The organism is Pseudomonas sp. S3(2024), assembly GCF_036861315.1.
Lineage (GTDB): Bacteria > Pseudomonadota > Gammaproteobacteria > Pseudomonadales > Pseudomonadaceae > Aquipseudomonas > Aquipseudomonas putida_A.
In genome coordinates this window covers 122,754-141,579 of sequence record NZ_JAZAQQ010000004.1, presented here as the reverse complement: position 1 = coordinate 141,579, position 18,826 = coordinate 122,754, and the positions used below count along the sequence as shown (strand labels likewise).

General features: G+C 59.8%; 16 protein-coding genes. 9 read left to right on the top strand and 7 right to left on the bottom strand.

Annotation, left to right across the window (positions count from 1 at the left end; translation table 11 throughout):
• Positions 1-194: 194 nt before the first annotated feature.
• Positions 195-2,645 carry a glycogen/starch/alpha-glucan phosphorylase gene (locus VLA07_RS12450; protein ID WP_333989355.1) on the bottom strand — a complete coding sequence of 817 codons (2,451 nt, stop codon included), beginning with the start codon at positions 2,643-2,645 and terminating at the stop codon, positions 195-197.
• A gap of 257 nt (positions 2,646-2,902) precedes the next feature.
• On the opposite strand from VLA07_RS12450, the gene VLA07_RS12445 reads away from it, so the two are divergent.
• Positions 2,903-3,340 carry a YkgJ family cysteine cluster protein gene (locus VLA07_RS12445; RefSeq protein WP_007961740.1) on the top strand — a complete coding sequence of 146 codons (438 nt, stop codon included), beginning with the start codon at positions 2,903-2,905 and terminating at the stop codon, positions 3,338-3,340.
• 190 nt (positions 3,341-3,530) lie between these two features.
• On the opposite strand, the gene typA is transcribed toward VLA07_RS12445, so the two are convergent.
• Both typA and thiI read right to left on the bottom strand, forming a co-directional pair.
• Positions 3,531-5,351 (bottom strand): translational GTPase TypA, encoded by a 1,821-nt coding sequence (typA, locus tag VLA07_RS12440; protein ID WP_007961739.1) that lies wholly within the window; start codon positions 5,349-5,351, stop codon positions 3,531-3,533.
• 139 nt (positions 5,352-5,490) lie between these two features.
• A complete protein-coding gene (gene thiI, locus VLA07_RS12435) occupies positions 5,491-6,945 on the bottom strand; it encodes a tRNA uracil 4-sulfurtransferase ThiI (protein ID WP_096796684.1) in 1,455 nt (484 codons plus the stop codon).
• Positions 6,946-7,273: 328 nt separating this feature from the next.
• Between thiI and glnA the strand changes: the two genes are divergently transcribed.
• From glnA to ntrC, 5 genes are all read left to right on the top strand, one after another.
• Positions 7,274-8,680: a glutamate--ammonia ligase gene (glnA, locus tag VLA07_RS12430; protein ID WP_003220788.1), complete on the top strand. Its 1,407-nt coding sequence runs from the start codon at positions 7,274-7,276 to the stop codon at positions 8,678-8,680.
• Positions 8,681-8,965: 285 nt separating this feature from the next.
• Positions 8,966-9,478, top strand: coding sequence for a DUF4124 domain-containing protein (locus VLA07_RS12425; RefSeq protein ID WP_333989354.1), 513 nt, complete (start codon positions 8,966-8,968; stop codon positions 9,476-9,478).
• Positions 9,475-10,092 carry a DUF4124 domain-containing protein gene (locus tag VLA07_RS12420; protein ID WP_333989353.1) on the top strand — a complete coding sequence of 206 codons (618 nt, stop codon included), beginning with the start codon at positions 9,475-9,477 and terminating at the stop codon, positions 10,090-10,092. The genes VLA07_RS12425 and VLA07_RS12420 overlap by 4 nt, the downstream gene beginning before the upstream one ends.
• Before the next feature lie 231 nt (positions 10,093-10,323).
• Entirely contained in the window at positions 10,324-11,409 is a 1,086-nt protein-coding gene (gene glnL / locus VLA07_RS12415; RefSeq protein WP_333989352.1) for a nitrogen regulation protein NR(II), read from the top strand.
• Complete coding sequence (ntrC, locus tag VLA07_RS12410) at positions 11,406-12,842, top strand: nitrogen regulation protein NR(I) (protein WP_007961729.1); 1,437 nt, start codon at positions 11,406-11,408, stop codon at positions 12,840-12,842. Before glnL ends, ntrC begins: the two co-directional genes overlap by 4 nt.
• Before the next feature lie 519 nt (positions 12,843-13,361).
• Here the strand turns inward: ntrC and VLA07_RS12405 are convergent.
• The gene (locus VLA07_RS12405; protein ID WP_333989351.1) at positions 13,362-13,802 is read right to left on the bottom strand and encodes a hypothetical protein; all 441 of its coding nucleotides are present in this window, start codon (positions 13,800-13,802) and stop codon (positions 13,362-13,364) included.
• On the opposite strand from VLA07_RS12405, the gene trmL reads away from it, so the two are divergent.
• Positions 13,801-14,256 carry a tRNA (uridine(34)/cytosine(34)/5-carboxymethylaminomethyluridine(34)-2'-O)-methyltransferase TrmL gene (gene trmL / locus VLA07_RS12400; protein WP_027611265.1) on the top strand — a complete coding sequence of 152 codons (456 nt, stop codon included), beginning with the start codon at positions 13,801-13,803 and terminating at the stop codon, positions 14,254-14,256. The two genes, VLA07_RS12405 and trmL, sit on opposite strands and share 2 nt — an antisense overlap.
• Positions 14,257-14,385: 129 nt before the next feature.
• On the opposite strand, the gene secB is transcribed toward trmL, so the two are convergent.
• The 3 genes from secB to VLA07_RS12385 are packed head-to-tail and all read right to left on the bottom strand — an operon-like array spanning position 14,386 to position 15,598.
• Complete coding sequence (gene secB, locus VLA07_RS12395) at positions 14,386-14,871, bottom strand: protein-export chaperone SecB (protein ID WP_027611264.1); 486 nt, start codon at positions 14,869-14,871, stop codon at positions 14,386-14,388.
• A gap of 57 nt (positions 14,872-14,928) precedes the next feature.
• Positions 14,929-15,183: a glutaredoxin 3 gene (grxC, locus tag VLA07_RS12390; RefSeq protein WP_003220774.1), complete on the bottom strand. Its 255-nt coding sequence runs from the start codon at positions 15,181-15,183 to the stop codon at positions 14,929-14,931.
• Between the two features lies 1 nt (position 15,184).
• Complete coding sequence (locus VLA07_RS12385) at positions 15,185-15,598, bottom strand: rhodanese-like domain-containing protein (RefSeq protein ID WP_007961724.1); 414 nt, start codon at positions 15,596-15,598, stop codon at positions 15,185-15,187.
• Between the two features lie 154 nt (positions 15,599-15,752).
• On the opposite strand from VLA07_RS12385, the gene gpmI reads away from it, so the two are divergent.
• Both gpmI and VLA07_RS12375 read left to right on the top strand, forming a co-directional pair.
• Positions 15,753-17,279: a 2,3-bisphosphoglycerate-independent phosphoglycerate mutase gene (gene gpmI / locus VLA07_RS12380; protein WP_202370820.1), complete on the top strand. Its 1,527-nt coding sequence runs from the start codon at positions 15,753-15,755 to the stop codon at positions 17,277-17,279.
• Positions 17,280-17,531: 252 nt separating this feature from the next.
• A complete protein-coding gene (locus tag VLA07_RS12375) occupies positions 17,532-18,818 on the top strand; it encodes a murein hydrolase activator EnvC family protein (RefSeq protein WP_225137135.1) in 1,287 nt (428 codons plus the stop codon).
• The last annotated feature ends 8 nt before the right edge of the window (positions 18,819-18,826 follow it).

Below are 18,826 nucleotides of genomic sequence, written 5' to 3'. Positions count from 1 at the left end.
CAAACCCTTGTAGGAGTGAGCCTGCTCGCGATAGCGATTTGTCAGTCAACGAAGCTGTTGAATGTGACGGCGCTATCGCGAGCGGGCTCACTCCTACACTGGATCAGTGGTGACTGAACAGCCCGGTAACCGGCGCTCAGTATATCGATCCGGCCCAACAATCGTTGGGCCTTACGCACATTTGTTGCAGAAAATCACTCCAGTGCCTTCCAGATATCCGTGGCGTACTCGCGAATCGTCCGGTCGGACGAGAACCAGCCCATCCGCGCCGTGTTGAGCACTGCCGAGCGCCACCAGTTGTTGGAATCGTGCCAGTGCGCATCGACGCGTTTTTGCGCTTCCCAATAGGAATCGAAGTCGGCGCAGACCAGGAAGCGATCGTAGTCCACCAGCGAATCGATCAGCCCGGTGTAGCGCGACGTGTCATCCGGCGAGAACACACCACTGCGGATCGCTTGCAGCACGTCGCTCAAACGATGCGACGCGGCGATGTCCGGTGCAGCGCTGAACTCGTGGTTCTGTTTGCGCGCCTCGACCTGCTGTGCGCTGAGGCCGAAGATGAACATGTGCTCGGCGCCGATGCGCTCGCACATTTCCACGTTGGCGCCGTCGAGGGTGCCGATGGTCAGCGCACCGTTGAGGCCGAACTTCATGTTACTGGTGCCCGAGGCTTCGAACCCGGCCGTGGAAATCTGCTCGGACAAGTCCGCCGCCGGAATGATGCTCTCGGCCAGGCTGACGTTGTAGTTGGGCAGGAACACCACTTTCAGCAAACCGCGCACTGTCGGGTCGTTGTTCACTACCCGGGCGATGTCGTTGGTCAGTTTGATGATCAATTTGGCCTGGTGATAACTGGCCGCCGCTTTACCGGCGAAGATTTTCACCCGAGGTACCCAGTCGACTTCAGGCTCGGCGCGAATCGCCTGATACAGCGCCACGGTGTGCATCAGGTTGAGCAACTGGCGCTTGTATTCGTGGATCCGTTTGACCTGCACGTCGAACATCGCCGCCGGATTGACCGCGATCCCCAGCCGCTCGTGAATCAGATAGGCCAAGGCCTTTTTGCTGTGCAGGCGCTGTTCGGCGAAGGCTTTGCGGAAGGCGGGTTTCTCGGCGAACGGTTCGAGGTCGAGCAGGCGTTCTTCCGGGTTATCCAGCACTTCCGGACCGAGGGAGTCGACCAGCATCGAGGTCAGCTCGGAGTTGGCCTGGAACAGCCAGCGGCGAAAGGTGATGCCGTTGGTTTTGTTGTTGATCCGCTCCGGGTAGAGCTTGTGCAGTTCAGCGAACACAGTCTTGCGCATCAACTGCGTGTGCAGCCCGGACACGCCGTTGACGCTGTGCGAACCGAGGAACGCGAGGTTGCCCATGCGCACCCGGCGACCGTTGTCCTCTTCGATCAGCGACACCGCGCGCAGCACGTCGAAATCGTGAATGCCTTTGGCGCGCAGCGAGTCGATGTGCTGGGCGTTGATCAGATAAATGATCTGCATGTGCCGAGGCAGCATGCGTTCCATCAGGCCGACCGGCCAGGTTTCCAGCGCTTCGGGCAACAGCGTGTGGTTGGTGTACGACAAGGTATCGACGGTGACTTGCCACGCCGCATCCCAGGCCACGTCGTAGACGTCGACCAGTTGCCGCATCAATTCAGCAACGGCAATCGAAGGGTGAGTGTCGTTGAGCTGGATCGCCGCGTGATCGCCCAGGGTCAGCACCGAGGTGTGCATGTTGCGATGACGACGCAGCAAATCCTGCAAGGAAGCGGCGACGAAGAAGTATTCCTGGCGCAGGCGCAGTTCCTGCCCGGCCTCAGTGCTGTCTGCCGGGTAAAGCACGCGGGAAATACTTTCAGCGCGGGCGACTTCGGCGACGGCACCCAGGTGGTCACCGGCGTTGAAGCGCTCCAGGTGCAGATCTTCCATGGCGCGTGCACGCCACAGGCGCAGGGTGTTGACGCTCGCCCCGCGCCAGCCGACCACCGGGGTGTCGTAGGCAATCGCGCGCACGGTTTCCGCAGGCGACCAGACCTGTTTGGTCTTGCCGCTGGCATCGGTGACGGTTTCGACGCTGCCGCCGAAGCCGATCGAGTACACCACTTCCGGACGTTCGAACTCCCACGGGTTGCCGAAATCCAGCCAGTGCTCGGTCTGTTCCTGCTGCCAGCCATCGACGATGGCCTGCCGGAACAGCCCATGCTCGTAGCGAATGCCGTAGCCGTGCCCGGCGATGCCGAGGGTCGACATGCTTTCCATGAAGCACGCCGCCAGACGTCCGAGGCCGCCGTTGCCGAGTGCCGCGTCAGGTTCCAGCAGACGGATGCGTTCGAGATCGACGCCCAGTTCGGTCAGCGCTTCACGCGCGACGTCGAGCAGGCCGAGATTGCTCAGGCTGTCGTAGAGCAAACGACCGATGAGAAATTCCAGCGAGAGGTAATACACCCGTTTCTGGCCTTTGCGGTAGATCTGCCGGGTGTGGTCCATCCAGTGTTCGACCATGTGGTCGCGCGCCGCCAGGGCAATGGCTTCGAACCAGTCATGGTCGAAAGCGTGATCCGGGTCTTTACCCACTGCATAGGTGAGCTTGGTCAGGACGGCATCGCGGAATGCGGCCACCTCTGCTTCGCGAACTAGTGGTTCTTGAGTCATCGATAGGACCTCGAGCGAGCGGGGAATTGTCTGAGCCTAGACGGTCTGACCGACGGTAGAGGCGCAGGTTCTGCAGTTTTTCCGAAGACGGTGAGATAGCCCGGCATTACCTTGGCGAGTGGGCTAATGAATGCAGGGGCCGTGCCGGACTGAATGACATTTGCGCGGCATTTGCAAAAATCTGGCGAAAGGTTGTTCAAAAATCCACCAGTCCCGGTATGATCGCGCGCCCTGATGCACACGCCTGGTAATTCCCGATGATGAAGCCCAACCTGATTGCCGCCGCCGAGATCGATCGTCTCGATACGTGGGCCAAATATTCGGCCCCGATGTGCGGCTCTTGTGTCTCCAGCTGCTGCACCCTGCCGGTCGAGGTCAAGATCAAGGACTTGGTACGCATCGGCGTGGTTGACGAGTTCGAACTGGGTGATCCGCCGAAGAACATCGCCAAGCGCCTGCAAAAGGAAGGGCTGGTCGAGCGCTTCAACCAGAAGTCGGGGATCTTCACCCTGCAGCGCATGAGCAACAACGATTGCTACTACCTGGATCGTAAGAGCCGCCTGTGCACCATTTATGACAAGCGCCCGGACACTTGCCGCAACCACCCGAAAATCGGCCCGCGGCCGGGGTATTGCGCGTATAAGCCGAAAGAAGTCGAGCGGGTGCAAAATTCGCGGTCGATCGAGAAGTTCTGACCTTTCCTGAAATGTGCGGCGGCTGATCCGCCGCCTTCGCGAGCAGGCTCGCTCCCACATTGGAATGCGTTCCCCTGTGGGAGCTGGCTTGCCAGCGATGAGGCCAGCACAAACAACGCGTAAACCCCAGACAAACAAAAACGCCCCCGGTCTCGCGACCGGGGGCGTTTTTTTCAGCCTGGGCTAAATCTTATGCCTTGGCTTTCTTGGCAGCGCGGGTACGCTCGCTTTCGTCCAGGATCTTCTTGCGAAGACGGATGGACTTAGGCGTGACTTCGCACAGCTCGTCTTCCTGGATGTATTCCAGAGCCTGTTCCAGAGTGAAGCGAACAGGTGGTACCAGAGCGATGGTTTCGTCTTTACCCGAAGCACGCATGTTGTCGAGCTTCTTGCCTTTGGTAGGGTTCACACCCAGGTCGTTGTCGCGGCTGTTCTGACCAACGATCTGACCGTTGTAGATCTCCTGGCCGTGTTCTACGAACAGCTTGCCACGAGCCTGCAGGGTTTCCAGCGAGTAGGTCAGTGCCTTGCCGGTTTCAACCGAAACCAGAACGCCGTTCTGACGGCCGGACATGTGGCCCGACTTCACTGGAGCGTAACGATCGAAGATCGAGGTCAGGATGCCAGCACCGTTGGTCAGGGTCAGGAACTGGTTACGGAAACCGATCAGACCGCGAGCAGGGATGTTGTATTCCAGACGAACACGGCCCTTGCCATCCGGCACCATGTTGCTCAGGTCGCCCTTACGCAGACCCATCTCTTCCATGACCTTGCCCTGCGATTCTTCAGGGATGTCGATGGTGACGTTTTCGAACGGTTCCTGCTTCACGCCGTCAACTTCACGGATGATCACTTCAGGACGGCCCAGGGCCAGCTCGAAGCCTTCGCGACGCATGGTTTCGATCAGTACCGAGAGGTGCAGCTCACCACGGCCGGAAACCTTGAACTTGTCAGCCGAGTCGCCTTCTTCAACGCGCAGTGCAACGTTGTACAGCAGCTCTTTGTCCAGACGATCCTTGATGTTACGGGAGGTCACGAACTTGCCTTCTTTACCGCAGAATGGCGAATCGTTTACCTGGAAGGTCATGGAAACGGTTGGCTCGTCAACGGTCAGCGGCTTCATCGCCTCGACGGTGTTGATGTCGCACAGGGTGTCGGAGATGAACAGCTCGTCGAAGCCGCTGATGCAGACGATGTCGCCGGCTGCTGCTTCTTCAACGTCAATGCGGTGCAGACCGTGGTGACCCATCAGCTTCAGGATACGACCGTTGCGGCGCTTGCCGTCGGCGCTGATCGCGACAACCGGGGTGTTCGGCTTGACGCGACCACGAGCGATACGGCCAACACCGATAACACCCAGGAAGCTGTTGTAGTCCAGAGCGGAGATCTGCATCTGGAACGGACCGTCACGGTCAACGGCCGGAGGCGGAACGTGGTCGACAACTGCCTGGTACAGCGCAGTCATGTCTTCGCCCATGGCGGTGTGATCCAGACCGGCGATACCGTTCAGGGCCGAGGCGTAAACAACCTGGAAGTCCAGTTGTTCTTCGGTAGCACCGAGGTTGTCGAACAGGTCGAAGATCTGGTCCAGAACCCAGTCCGGACGCGCGCCTGGACGGTCAACCTTGTTGATGACCACGATTGGACGCAGGCCGGCTTCGAACGCCTTCTTGGTCACGAAACGGGTTTGCGGCATAGGGCCGTCTTGAGCGTCAACCAGCAGCAGAACGGAGTCAACCATCGACATTACGCGTTCTACTTCGCCGCCGAAGTCGGCGTGGCCCGGGGTGTCCACGATGTTGATGTGGTAGCCGTTCCAGTTGATGGCGGTGTTTTTCGCCAGAATGGTAATACCGCGCTCTTTTTCCTGGTCGTTGGAGTCCATCACGCGCTCGTCGTTGAGCTCGTTGCGCTCCAGAGTGCCGGATTGACGCAGGAGTTTGTCTACCAGAGTGGTCTTACCATGGTCAACGTGGGCAATGATGGCGATGTTACGTAGATTTTCGATCACTTGTGTATCTCGATCAGAGGATTCGGTTTGCTGACAAGTCTTGGCAGCGATTAACAGTAGTGTCCGGCATGGCCGTTACAGCTTGACGGCGGTGTCGGGGGGCCGGTGACGCAGGCCACAGGCAAACAGCCCCGGGCACTTAGCTCGGTCGATAAACGCGCACATTGGCATGCCCCTCACTGAGCAAATGGTGAGCATGCAGGCGACTCATCACGCCTTTGTCGCAATACAGCAGGTACTGGCGAGTCGGATCCAGCTCCTTGAAACGAGCGTTCACTGCGTAGAACGGCATCGTCTGTACTTCTATGCCGGCAAGTTCCAGCGGGTCATCCTCGGCCGCATCCGGGTGACGGATGTCGATGACGATCTGACCGGCCAGCGCTTCGCCGACTTCTTCGATCTGCAAGTCCTGGCCCAATTCGTCGATCACTCGATCGATCGGCACCAGTTTGGCGTTTTCGAGCGCACGCTCGAGAACCGCCATGTCGAATTCTTTCTCTTCGTGCTCAACACGGTGGCGCTTGGCGGCAGTCTTCGGATTGACCGAGATGACCCCGCAGTACTCCGGCATGTGCCGGGCGAAATCGGCGGTGCCAATCTCGTTGGCCGTGTCGATGATGTCCTGCTTGTGCGCAACGATCAGTGGGCGCAGGACCAGTTTGTCGGTCACGCAGTCGATCACCGACAGGTTCGGCAGCGTCTGGCTCGATACCTGGGAGATCGCTTCGCCGGTGACCAGCGCATCGATGTGCAGCCGGTCGGCGATGGCCGACGATGCGCGCAACATCATACGCTTCAATACGACGCCCATATGACTGTTATCGACTTTGCCGAGAATTTCGCCCAATACTTCTTCGAACGGAACACTGACAAATAGCACGCGTTGCGAGCTGCCGTACTTCTTCCAGATGAAATGCGCGACTTCCATCACGCCCAATTCGTGGGCACGACCGCCCAGATTGAAGAAGCAGAAATGCGCCATCAGGCCGCGACGCATGATCTGGTACGCGGCAACCGTCGAGTCAAAGCCGCCGGACATCAATACCAGCGTCTGCTCCAGGGCGCCGAGCGGGTAACCGCCGATGCCGTTGTGCTGGCTGTGGATGACAAACAACCGTTGGTCGCGAACTTCGATGCGAACTTCGATTTCCGGGGCTTTGAGGTCGATTCCAGCCGCACCGCACTCACGACGCAGCTTGCTGCCGACGTATTTTTCGACGTCCATCGAGCTGAACGGGTGCTTGCCTGCACGCTTGCAGCGCACCGAGAAAATCTTCCCGGCCAGCACATCGCCATAGTGCTGTTTGCACTTCTCGGTGATGTCGTCGAAGTCGCCCAGCGGGTACTCGTCGATCTGCAGAAAGTGCGCGACACCCGGGGTGCAGACCAGGCGCTCACCCATCTCTTTCAAGGCTTTGGGGTCGGTAACGCGGGTTTCCAGCTCAAGATTGTCCCACACACCGTTCACCACCACGGCCGGGTCCAGATCGCGGAGCACGGCGCGGATGTTCTTGGCCAGCTGGCGGATGAAACGCATCCGGACAGGGCGGCTTTTGATGGTGATCTCGGGGAAGACTTTTACGATTAGTTTCATGAAAACAGCGCGCGCAGGGCCAGCCGAAAAAGGGGGGCGCGGATTATAGCGGAAATTGCTCAAGGTTTAACCAGTTAATATGCAGAAGGTTTCACTTGCACCAAAACGGGTCATTTCTGATTTGAAGCGCTACATTAAGGGGCGAGATTTTCACCCTTATGGCACTTTGCGGTGCTTAAAGCGTGAAATTGGGGCAAAAAACCCATGCTGGGGCACTGGCATGCAATTTGCTCCCTTGTGAGGCAGGTTGCCTTGGCAGAGTATCTGCGCCGGCATCACCCCTATTAAGGGCATCCACTACCAAGCCCTAAGCCACCCGGAGGACACTATGTCGAAGTCGGTTCAACTCATCAAAGATCATGACGTCAAGTGGATTGATCTGCGCTTCACGGACACCAAAGGCACTCAGCACCACGTGACCATGCCGGCTCGCGATGCGCTGGAAGACGACTTCTTCGAAGTCGGCAAGATGTTCGACGGTTCCTCCATCGCTGGCTGGAAAGGCATCGAAGCCTCCGACATGATCCTGCTGCCGGACGACGACACTGCCGTTCTGGACCCGTTCACCGAAGACGCAACCCTGATCCTGGTTTGCGACATCATCGAACCGTCGACCATGCAAGGTTACGATCGCGACCCGCGCGCCATCGCTCACCGCGCCGAGGAATACCTGAAGACCACCGGTATCGGTGACACCGTCTTCGCTGGCCCAGAACCAGAATTCTTCATCTTCGACGAAGTGAAGTTCAAGTCGGACATCTCCGGCTCGATGTTCAAGATCTACTCCGAACAAGGCTCGTGGATGTCCGACCAGGACATCGAAGGCGGCAACAAAGGCCACCGTCCTGGCATCAAAGGCGGCTACTTCCCGGTTCCGCCGTTCGACCACGACCACGAAATCCGTACTGCCATGTGCAACGCACTGGAAGAGATGGGCCAGACCGTTGAAGTTCACCACCACGAAGTGGCGACTGCCGGTCAGAACGAAATCGGTGTCAAGTTCAACACCCTGGTGAAGAAAGCTGACGAAGTTCAGACTCTGAAATACGTTGTCCACAACGTAGCCGACGCTTACGGCCGCACCGCGACCTTCATGCCGAAGCCACTGTACGGCGACAACGGCTCGGGCATGCACGTGCACATGTCCATCGCCAAAGACGGCAAGAACACCTTCGCTGGCGAAGGCTATGCCGGCCTGTCCGAAACCGCCCTGTACTTCATCGGCGGTATCATCAAACACGGTAAGGCCCTGAACGGCTTCACCAACCCGGCCACCAACTCCTACAAGCGTCTGGTGCCAGGTTTTGAAGCGCCGGTGATGCTGGCCTACTCGGCTCGCAACCGTTCCGCCTCGATCCGTATTCCTTACGTCAACAGCCCGCGCGGCCGTCGTATCGAAGCCCGTTTCCCGGATCCGGCTGCCAACCCGTACCTGGCTTTCGCAGCACTGCTGATGGCCGGTCTGGACGGTATCCAGAACAAGATCCACCCAGGCGATGCCGCTGACAAAAACCTGTACGACCTGCCGCCTGAAGAGGCGAAAGAGATCCCACAAGTTTGCGGCAGCCTGAAAGAAGCCCTGGAAGAGCTGGACAAGGGCCGTGCGTTCCTGACCAAGGGCGGCGTGTTCTCCGACGACTTCATCGACGCTTACATCGCGCTGAAATCCGAAGAAGAAATCAAGGTCCGTACCTTCGTACACCCACTGGAATATGAGCTGTACTACAGCTGCTGATCCGGTAGCGCCGCGCTACGCGGCGTGACAAAAAGAGGCCTCCTTCGGGAGGCCTTTTTATTGCCCACGATTTATGAAACTACGCAAAACCCCTGTGGGAGCGGGCTTGCTCGCGAAGGCGGTGGGTCATTGACAGGGATGGCGACTGATACGCCGCCTTCGCGAGCAAGCCCACTCCCACAGGGATTTTTGGCGTCTGAATGATCTCCGGATATGTCCCGGGTTGGGCCAACCGCCGCACCTGGCCTATGCTGCACCCCATCGCTTTCTTTCCCGGTCGATTTCATGGGTCGCACCTTTCTCTACATCCTGCTGCTGATAGCCCTGCCCGCCGCCGCGCAGATCTACAAGTACACCGATGCCAATGGCAACACGGTTTACAGCGATCACTCGCCGGACGGTGTTCAGGCGCAGCCGGTCGAGTTGCCGCCACTCAACCGCGTCGAGCCACAGGCACCGAGCGCGCCAGCGCCCTCAAGCACCGACACACGCCCCGCGGCACGCAGTGCCTACGAGGTGCTGGAACTGACCGGCCTGCCCAGCGAAGAAGCGCTGCGCGCCAACAACGGCACCTTCACTGTCAATGTGCTGATCAAGCCGCGCCTGCAGGCGCCGCACCAATTAAGGCTGGTGCTGGACGACGCGCCTTACGGCCAGCCGAGCAACGTGCCGATCCTGCAACTGGTGAATGTCGATCGCGGCGAGCATCGTCTCGCGGTGCAGGTGTTCGACGGCGAAGCGATCATCCAGCAGAGTCCGGCGGTGGTGTTCACCGTACAGCGGGTGCACAAGCCGTGAGAATTTTCTGGCTGATCCTGTGCCTGTTCGCCCTGCCCGTTTCGGCAGAGGTCTTCACCTATGTCGACGCGCAGGGCAATCGCGTCTACACCGACCAGCCGCGCGGTAACGCCAAGCGCGTACCTATCGCGACCAGCAATCGCATGTCGGCCAACCCCACGACTGCAGCACCGCTCAGCGCTGCAAAAAAGGTCGCGGAACAACCACCGTTTCACTACGACATGCTGCGCATCCTGATCCCCGAGCCGGATGCGACCCTTCGCAGCAGCGCGGGCGAGGTGATCGTCAGTGTCACCAGCGAACCTGGCTTACAGCAGGGCCATCGCTATCGCCTGCTGCTGGACGGCCAGGCCACTGGCGAGCCGGGCCTGAGTCCGGTGTTTCCGTTGAGCAACATCGACCGGGGCAGTCACAATCTGTCGGTGGAAATCCTTGATGAGCAGGGTCGCACCGTCGAGCGTACCGCCAACCAGCCGTTCCACATGCTGCGCATCTCGCTGGCGCAGAAACGCCAGGTCAAACCCTGCGTCAGCGAGGACTACGGCGTGCGCCCGGAATGTCCGCTGAAAGACAAACCCGCCGAAGAAAAAAATCCCTTCCTGCGCTTCTTCTAACGCCATTCAGCTTTACGCACTATATTGGTGCAATAGGCTGCACCGTACCCAGATTCCAACCCATTTTGGTTCGAAACTTCCCGTTCGAGCTGGCATCCTGCCACGCAAACGAGCGTCAAACGCCTGTTTCACGGGTTGAACGCTTCTTTTCGGAGCCTTGGTTTGGTTTTTGCATTTTCCGTTTAACGACGCCTGCTTCTTGCGCACGCTCCGCCCCCAAAAGAGGCTCCGATGACTATTAGCGACGCAATCCACCGTTTGCTGCTCGACAACCTGACCACCGCCACCATCCTGCTCGACGCCGAACTGCGCCTCGAATACATGAACCCGGCGGCCGAGATGCTGCTGGCCATCAGCGGTCAGCGCAGCCATGGGCAGTTCATCAGCGAGTTGTTCACCGAGTCCACCGAGGCGCTCAACTCGCTGCGTCAGGCGGTCGAACAGGCACACCCTTTCACCAAGCGCGAAGCGATGCTCACCGCCCTCACCGGCCAGACTCTGACCGTGGACTACGCAGTGACACCGATCCTCAGCAACGGCGCGACCATGCTTCTGCTTGAGGTGCACCCACGTGATCGCCTGCTGCGGATCACCAAGGAAGAGGCGCAACTGTCCAAGCAGGAAACCAGCAAAATGCTGGTGCGTGGTCTCGCCCACGAGATCAAGAACCCGCTCGGCGGCATCCGGGGCGCCGCGCAGTTGCTGGCCCGCGAACTGCCGGAAGAAAGCCTGCGCGATTACACCAACGTGATCATTGAAGAGGCCGACCGCCTGCGCAATCTGGTCGACCGCATGCTCGGCTCGAACAAGCTGCCGTCGCTGGCGCTGTGCAACGTCCACGAAGTGCTGGAGCGCGTCTGCCAACTGGTCGAAGCGGAAAGCCAGGGCTGCATCACCTTGGTGCGCGACTACGACCCGAGCATTCCCGACGTATTGATCGACCGCGAACAAATGATTCAGGCCGTACTGAACATCGTGCGCAACGCGATGCAGGCGATCAGTAGCCAGAACGAGCTGCGCCTGGGCCGCATCAGCCTGCGTACCCGGACCATGCGCCAGTTCACCATTGGCCACGTCCGCCATCGCCTGGTGACCAAAATCGAGATCATCGACAACGGCCCGGGGATCCCTGCAGAACTTCAGGAAACCATCTTCTTTCCCATGGTCAGCGGCCGCCCGGACGGTACCGGGTTGGGCCTGGCCATTACCCAGAACATCATCAGCCAGCACCAGGGCCTGATCGAGTGTGACAGCCACCCCGGCCACACCACGTTCTCGATCTTTCTGCCACTGGAACAAGGAGCCACATCGACATGAGCCGTAGTGAAACCGTGTGGATCGTCGATGACGACCGTTCTATCCGTTGGGTTCTGGAAAAGGCCTTGCAGCAGGAAGGCATGACCACGCAGAGCTTCGACAGCGCCGATGGCGTGATGAGTCGTCTGGCCCGTCAGCAGCCTGATGTGATCATTTCCGACATCCGCATGCCGGGCGCCAGTGGCCTCGACCTGCTGGCACGTATCCGCGAACAGCACCCACGGTTGCCAGTGATCATCATGACCGCGCACTCCGACCTGGACAGCGCAGTGGCCTCCTATCAGGGCGGTGCTTTCGAATACTTGCCGAAGCCATTCGACGTTGACGAGGCGGTATCGCTGGTCAAGCGCGCCAATCAGCATGCGCAAGAGCAGCAAGGCCTGGAAGTAGTGCCGGCGCTGACCCGCACCCCGGAAATCATCGGCGAAGCGCCGGCGATGCAGGAGGTGTTTCGCGCTATCGGCCGCTTGAGCCACTCCAACATCACCGTGCTGATCAACGGCGAATCCGGTACCGGTAAAGAACTGGTGGCCCACGCCCTGCACCGCCACAGCCCGCGCGCGGCCTCGCCGTTCATCGCGCTGAACATGGCGGCGATCCCGAAAGACCTGATGGAATCCGAGCTGTTCGGCCACGAGAAAGGTGCGTTCACCGGCGCGGCCAACCTGCGTCGCGGGCGCTTTGAACAGGCGGACGGCGGCACGCTGTTCCTTGATGAAATCGGCGACATGCCGGCCGACACCCAGACCCGTTTGCTGCGGGTGCTGGCCGACGGCGAGTTCTATCGCGTCGGCGGCCATGTGCCGGTCAAGGTCGATGTGCGGATCATTGCCGCGACTCACCAGAATCTGGAAACCCTGGTGCACGCCGGGAAATTCCGTGAGGACTTGTTCCACCGCCTCAACGTGATCCGCATCCACATTCCGCGCCTGTCGGACCGTCGCGAAGACATCCCGACCCTGGCCAAGCACTTCCTCAGCCGCGCCGCGCAAGAACTGGCGGTGGAGCCGAAACTGCTGAAAAGCGAGACCGAGGAATACCTGAAGAACCTGCCATGGCCGGGCAACGTGCGGCAGCTGGAGAACACCTGCCGCTGGATCACCGTGATGGCCTCCGGGCGCGAAGTGCACATCAGTGACCTGCCACCGGAACTGCTGAGCCTGCCGCAGGACTCGGCGCCAGTGACCAACTGGGAGCAGGCGCTGCGCCAGTGGGCCGATCAGGCGTTGGCCCGTGGCCAGTCGAGCCTGCTCGACAGCGCGGTGCCGGCGTTCGAGCGGATCATGATCGAGACTGCGCTGAAGCACACCGCCGGTCGGCGGCGCGATGCGGCGGTATTGCTTGGCTGGGGGCGTAATACCCTGACGCGCAAGATCAAGGAATTGGGGATGAAAGTGGACGGTGGGGATGATGATGAGGGGGATGAGGGCTGATCAACCACGCCCTCTGTGAGAGTGGGCTTGCTCACGAAAGCGCTGTTCATGAAACGTATCAGTGAATGACGCGACGTCTTCGCCAGCAAGCCCGCTCCCACAGTGGCCCCGCCGTGCACCAACCTAATGCACTTTGACCCGTGATCGGGCATCGCAACCTGTGCAAAAACCATCCAGGCAAGACTGAAAAACCCAGCCAGTAAAAACACCAAAGCCCCGATTTACGGGGCTTTGGTGCATTTGAGGGATTTTTCTGTTTCCAAATACTAATACTGGCACGCCGCCTGCAATAACCCTCACAGGTGATTCGATTCACCACCCGTTTCGGGGACCTTGGTACAGGCAGGCCGGGGATTCCCCTCTTTACACCGGGTTCAAACCGCAACGCGGCGAACCCACCCTTTTGGGATCCTTGGTACAGGCAGGCCGGGGGTTCCCTCTTTACACCGGACCGACGCTCTCAGCGAAGTCCACCCCGTTTTGGGAACCCTGGTACAGGCAGGCCGGGGATTCCCGCTTTTATTGCTCCCGGAGATGGATCTCCAGCCGCCAGTGGTCATCGACCTTGCTCCCGGCCCACTCCCCTTGCAGCGGCCGCGCCGCCAGCACCGTCAGCAACAACCCACCGTCACTCACGCGCGTTCGCCAGTTCACGTCCTTGCCGTTGAGCTTGAGCTGACCCTTTTGCGCCTTGCCCTCTGCCTGAAACAACAGGGCCACGGTGCCATCGATGATTTCACCGTGCAGCTTCGGTTCGTTGTTGAACCACACCACCAGGCCGTCAGCGGTCACGTCGACCTGCTGCAGCACGCTGGGGTCCGGCGTGGTCAGGCGACCGATCATCAAACCGACCATCACGCCGACAATCGCCAGCGAACCGATCACCCGCGGGAATAGTTTCGAACGCGGGTCGGCTTGCGGCGTAGAATGCGCGTCATCTTTACCTTCGGAGCCGTGCATGTTTCACGTCATCCTTTTTCAACCAGAAATTCCGCCGAACACCGGCAACGTTATCAGGCTGTGCGCCAACAGCGGCTGCCACCTGCATTTGATCGAACCGCTGGGTTTCGAGATGGACGACAAGCGCTTGCGCCGGGCCGGTCTCGACTACCACGAATATGCCACGTTGCAGCGCCACGCCGACCTCGCCAGTTGCCTGGAAAGCCTCGGCAACCCACGGCTGTTCGCGTTCACCACCAAGGGCTCGCGGCCGTTTCACGACGCCGCGTTCGTCCCGGGCGATGCGTTCATCTTCGGCCCGGAAAGCCGTGGCCTGCCGGCGGAAGTGCTCGACGCCCTGCCCGCCGAACAGCGCCTGCGCCTGCCGATGCGTGAAGGCTGCCGCAGCCTGAACCTGTCCAACACCGTGGCGGTGGCCGTGTACGAAGCGTGGCGGCAGAACGACTTCAAATAACACCGAATAACAAATGTGGGAGCGGCTTGCTCGCGAAGGCGTCGGATCAGATGACATTGATGTCGCCTGACACTGCGCTTTCGCGAGCAAGCCCGCTCCCACATTGGACTTGCGTCGTCGCTCAGATACTTACTGAACGGTCGGCGTCTCGCCAGCTTCCTGCATGCGCTGCAGCTCTTGCGCGTACAGAGCGTCGAAGTTCACCGGCGCCAGCATCAGGGCCGGGAACGAACCACGGGTCACCAGGCTGTCCAGGGTTTCGCGAGCATACGGGAACAGGATGTTCGGGCAGAACGCACCCAGGGTGTGGCTCATCGAAGCCGCGTCCAGGTTCTTGATCAGGAAGATACCGGCCTGTTGCACTTCAGCGATGAAAGCCACTTCGTCGCCGTTTTTCACGGTCACGGACAGAGTCAGCACGACTTCGTAGAAATCGCCTTCCAGCTCTTTCTGACGAGTGTTCAGGTCCAGGCCGACGGTCGGGTCCCACTGCTGGCGGAAGATCGCCGGGCTTTTCGGGGCTTCGAAGGACAGATCGCGTACGTAGATGCGCTGCAAGGAGAATTGCGGTGCGGTTTCTTCTTCGCTGGCTGCAGTGTTCTGTTGGTCAGTCATCTCAGATCCTTTCTGATCTTGGGTCTTTTAGGGATTGCTGTACGTGGGTGCAGCCGTTCAGGCCTTGAGCAGCGCGTCGAGCTTGCCGGCGCGCTCCAGGGCATACAAATCATCACAACCGCCGATGTGCTTTTCGCCGATCCAGATCTGCGGCACCGACGTGCGTCCGGCCTTCTGGCTCATGGCAGCACGAATCTGCGGCTTGCCATCGACCTTGATCTCTTCGAAGGCCACACCTTTGTTCGCGAGCAATTGCTTGGCTCGCATGCAATAAGGGCAGTAGTCGCTGGAGTAGACGATGACTTCGCTCATATCACTTCACCAGCGGCAGGTTGTCGCCTTTCCAGCTGGAGATCCCGCCGGACAGCTTGGCGGCAGTAAAGCCGGATTTCATCAGCTCGCGAGCGTGGGTGCCAGCGGTCTGGCCCAGGGCGTCGACCAGAATGATGGTCTTGGCCTTGTGCTTTTCCAGCTCGCCGGTACGCGCAGCCAGCTTGTCTTGAGGAATGTTGATCGCGCCAACGATATGACCGGCGGCGTAATCTTTCGCCGGACGGATGTCCACCACCACGCCTGCGTCCTTGTTGACCAGTGCGGTCAGTTCGCCGGTGCTCAGGCTTTTACCGCCGCCCTGCATCGTGTGCGCCAGCAGCAAAGCCAGCAATACGACGAAGATACCGACAAGAATGTAGTGGTTAGTGGCAAATTCAATCAGGTGAGCAACCATCGAAGGAGGTTCCAGGGCGTTAAAATGTCGGCCAGTATACACAGCCACTATGGTGGGCCAAACCCCGTCCGGCGGTGACGTGGTCGGAACTAAGCATTAAACTCGCCACTCCCTTTTCCATCGCCCTCTTCTTTATTAGCCACGAGTGGATTCCATGACTACCACGCCTAAACCTTTGGTCCTGATGATTCTCGACGGCTTCGGTCACAGTGACAGCCACGAATCCAATGCCGTGTATGCGGCGAAGAAGCCTGTGCTCGATCGTCTGTGGGCCACGGTGCCGAACGGCCTGATCTCGGGCAGCGGCATGGACGTCGGCCTGCCGGACGGCCAAATGGGTAACTCCGAAGTCGGCCACATGAACCTCGGCGCCGGGCGCGTGGTGTATCAGGACTTCACGCGCGTGACCAAAGCGATCCGCGACGGTGAGTTTTTCGACAACCCGACCATCTGCGCTGCCGTGGATAAAGCCGTGGCCGCCGGCAAAGCCGTGCATTTCATGGGTCTGCTGTCCGATGGCGGCGTGCACAGCCACCAGGATCACTTGATCGCCATGGCCGAACTGGCCTTCAAGCGCGGCGCCGAGAAAATCTACCTGCACGCCTTCCTCGACGGTCGCGACACGCCACCGAAAAGCGCCGCTTCGTCGATCGAGCTGCTCGACGCGACCTTCCAGGCGCTCGGCAAGGGCCGCATCGCCAGCCTCATCGGTCGCTACTTCGCGATGGACCGTGACAACCGTTGGGACCGCGTATCTCAGGCCTACAACCTGATCGTCGACGGCAACGCCGAATTCAACGCCGCCACCGCTCAGGAAGGCCTCGACGCCGCCTACGCCCGTGGCGAGAGCGACGAATTCGTCAAAGCCACCACCATCGGCGAGCCGGTCAAGGTCGAAGACGGCGACGCCGTGGTGTTCATGAACTTCCGCGCCGACCGCGCCCGCGAGCTGAGCCGCGTATTTGTCGAAGACGATTTCAAGGAATTCGAGCGCGCGCGCCAGCCAAAAGTGCAGTACGTGGGCTTGACCCAATACGCCGCCAGCATTCCAGCCCCTGCGGCCTTTGCTCCGGGCAGCCTGGAAAACGTGCTTGGCGACTACCTGGCAAAAAACGGCAAGACTCAGCTGCGCATCGCCGAAACCGAAAAATACGCGCACGTGACCTTCTTCTTCTCCGGCGGCCGTGAAGAACCGTTCCCGGGTGAAGAGCGCATCCTCATCCCGTCGCCGAAAGTCGCCACCTACGACCTGCAACCGGAAATGAGCGCACCCGAGGTCACCGACCGCATCGTCGACGCCATCGAGCATCAGCGTTACGACGTGATCGTGGTCAACTACGCCAACGGCGACATGGTCGGCCACAGCGGCGTGTTCGACGCTGCGGTAAAAGCCGTGGAATGCCTGGACACCTGCGTCGGGCGCATCGTCGAGGCGCTGGAAAAGGTTGGCGGCGAAGCGTTGATCACCGCCGACCACGGCAACGTCGAAAAAATGGCCGATGAAGAAACCCATCAGGCGCACACCGCGCACACCACCGAGCCGGTGCCGTTCATTTATGTCGGCAAGCGTGACCTCAAGGTCCGTGAAGGCGGCGTATTGGCGGACGTCGCGCCGACCATGCTGATGCTGTTGGGCCTGGAGAAACCGGCGGAAATGACTGGTACCTCGATTCTGGTCTGACCGAATCCATCAAACGCCGCAAAACCCTGTAGGAGTGAGCCTGCTCGCGATAGCAATCTGACAGTCAACTACTCTGTTGAATGTGAGAACGCCATCGCGAGCAGGCTCACTCCTACATTGGTTTATGGTGGTTTCAAAGATTATTTGATGCTGTATCTCCAGCCAGTTATCACACAAGCCCAATTGGGCGTTTTTTTTGCAGCCTCGGGCGGGCATACTAGGCCGTCCATTACCCTGGTGCCGCCCGCCTCTATGCTCCGCGTCCTGATCGCCCTCGCTCTGACCTGCCTGCTCCAACCGGCCTTCGCTGACGAGCGCGCGCAAACCCAACAGCAGCTGGATGCCACGCGTCAGGACATTGCCGAGCTGAAAAAGCTGCTGGGCAAGCTGCAGGAAGAAAAATCCGGTGTGCAGAAAGAGCTCAAGGGCACTGAAACCGAGATGGGCAAGCTCGAGAAGCAGGTCGATGCCCTGCAGAAAGAGCTGAAGAAAAGCGAATCCGAGCTGCAGCGGCTCGATGCGGAGAAAAAAAAACTCCAGAGCGCGCGCACTGAACAGCAGCGACTGATCGCCATCCAGGCCCGCGCGGCCTACCAGAATGGCCGTCAGGAATACCTCAAGCTGCTGCTCAACCAGCAGAATCCCGAGAAATTCGCCCGCACCCTCACCTATTACGATTACCTGAGCCAGGCCCGCCTGGAGCAGTTGAAGAACTTCAACGAAACCCTGCGCCAACTGGCCAATGTCGAAAAAGACATCGCCATGCAGCAGGCGCAATTGCTGGTACAGAAAAGCAGCCTCGACACCCAGCGCGACGAGCTGGAAAAGGTCCGCAAGGAACGCCAGCAAGTCCTCGCCAAGCTCAACGATGACGTGAAAGCCCGCGACCAGAAACTGGCCGCCCGCGAGCAGGATCAGGCAGACCTGTCTAAAGTCCTTAAAACCATTGAAGAAACCCTGGCCCGTCAGGCCCGTGAGGCAGAAGAAGCGCGGCAGAAAGCGCTGATCGCCCAGCAGGAAGCGGAAAAAAAGCGTTTGCGTGAGGCGCAGGCTGAAAACAGCGACGCCCCACGAAAACCCGTCAAATCAACCCCCGGCGCACTGGTGTCCAGCAGCGGCGAGACCTTCGGTGGCCCTTTTGCTGCAACCCGGGGAAAACTTCCGTGGCCGGTTGATGGTCGATTGCTGGCACGCTTCGGCGAAAGCCGTGGCGACGATGCCCGTACCAAGTGGGATGGCGTGATGATCAGCGCCGCTGCCGGCAGCCAAGTGCATGCCGTGCATGGCGGGCGCGTGGTTTTCGCCGACTGGTTGCGTGGCGCCGGGCTGCTGGTGATCCTTGATCACGGCAATGGTTATCTGAGTCTTTACGGTCACAACCAGACACTGCTCAAGTCGGCCGGTGACGTGGTAAAAGCCGGTGAGTCGATCTCCACTGTGGGTAACAGTGGCGGTCAGGACACACCAGCGCTGTATTTCGCAATTCGTCAGCAGGGTCACCCGAGTGATCCGGCGCAATGGTGTCACGCGCAAGGATAAGCGCGTCG

Excerpts from the sequence above, each read along its gene's own strand:
- gpmI (WP_202370820.1), top strand. The coding sequence starts at position 15,753 with ATGACTACCACGCCTAAACCTTTGGTCCTGATGATTCTCGACGGCTTC.
- ntrC (WP_007961729.1), top strand. The coding sequence starts at position 11,406 with ATGAGCCGTAGTGAAACCGTGTGGATCGTCGATGACGACCGTTCTATC.
- VLA07_RS12385 (WP_007961724.1), bottom strand. The coding sequence starts at position 15,598 with ATGGTTGCTCACCTGATTGAATTTGCCACTAACCACTACATTCTTGTC.
- VLA07_RS12450 (WP_333989355.1), bottom strand. The coding sequence starts at position 2,645 with ATGACTCAAGAACCACTAGTTCGCGAAGCAGAGGTGGCCGCATTCCGC.
- VLA07_RS12425 (WP_333989354.1), top strand. The coding sequence starts at position 8,966 with ATGGGTCGCACCTTTCTCTACATCCTGCTGCTGATAGCCCTGCCCGCC.
- VLA07_RS12445 (WP_007961740.1), top strand. The coding sequence starts at position 2,903 with ATGATGAAGCCCAACCTGATTGCCGCCGCCGAGATCGATCGTCTCGAT.
- trmL (WP_027611265.1), top strand. The coding sequence starts at position 13,801 with ATGTTTCACGTCATCCTTTTTCAACCAGAAATTCCGCCGAACACCGGC.
- glnA (WP_003220788.1), top strand. The coding sequence starts at position 7,274 with ATGTCGAAGTCGGTTCAACTCATCAAAGATCATGACGTCAAGTGGATT.
- grxC (WP_003220774.1), bottom strand. The coding sequence starts at position 15,183 with ATGAGCGAAGTCATCGTCTACTCCAGCGACTACTGCCCTTATTGCATG.
- VLA07_RS12405 (WP_333989351.1), bottom strand. The coding sequence starts at position 13,802 with ATGCACGGCTCCGAAGGTAAAGATGACGCGCATTCTACGCCGCAAGCC.
- secB (WP_027611264.1), bottom strand. The coding sequence starts at position 14,871 with ATGACTGACCAACAGAACACTGCAGCCAGCGAAGAAGAAACCGCACCG.
- thiI (WP_096796684.1), bottom strand. The coding sequence starts at position 6,945 with ATGAAACTAATCGTAAAAGTCTTCCCCGAGATCACCATCAAAAGCCGC.
- glnL (WP_333989352.1), top strand. The coding sequence starts at position 10,324 with ATGACTATTAGCGACGCAATCCACCGTTTGCTGCTCGACAACCTGACC.
- VLA07_RS12375 (WP_225137135.1), top strand. The coding sequence starts at position 17,532 with ATGCTCCGCGTCCTGATCGCCCTCGCTCTGACCTGCCTGCTCCAACCG.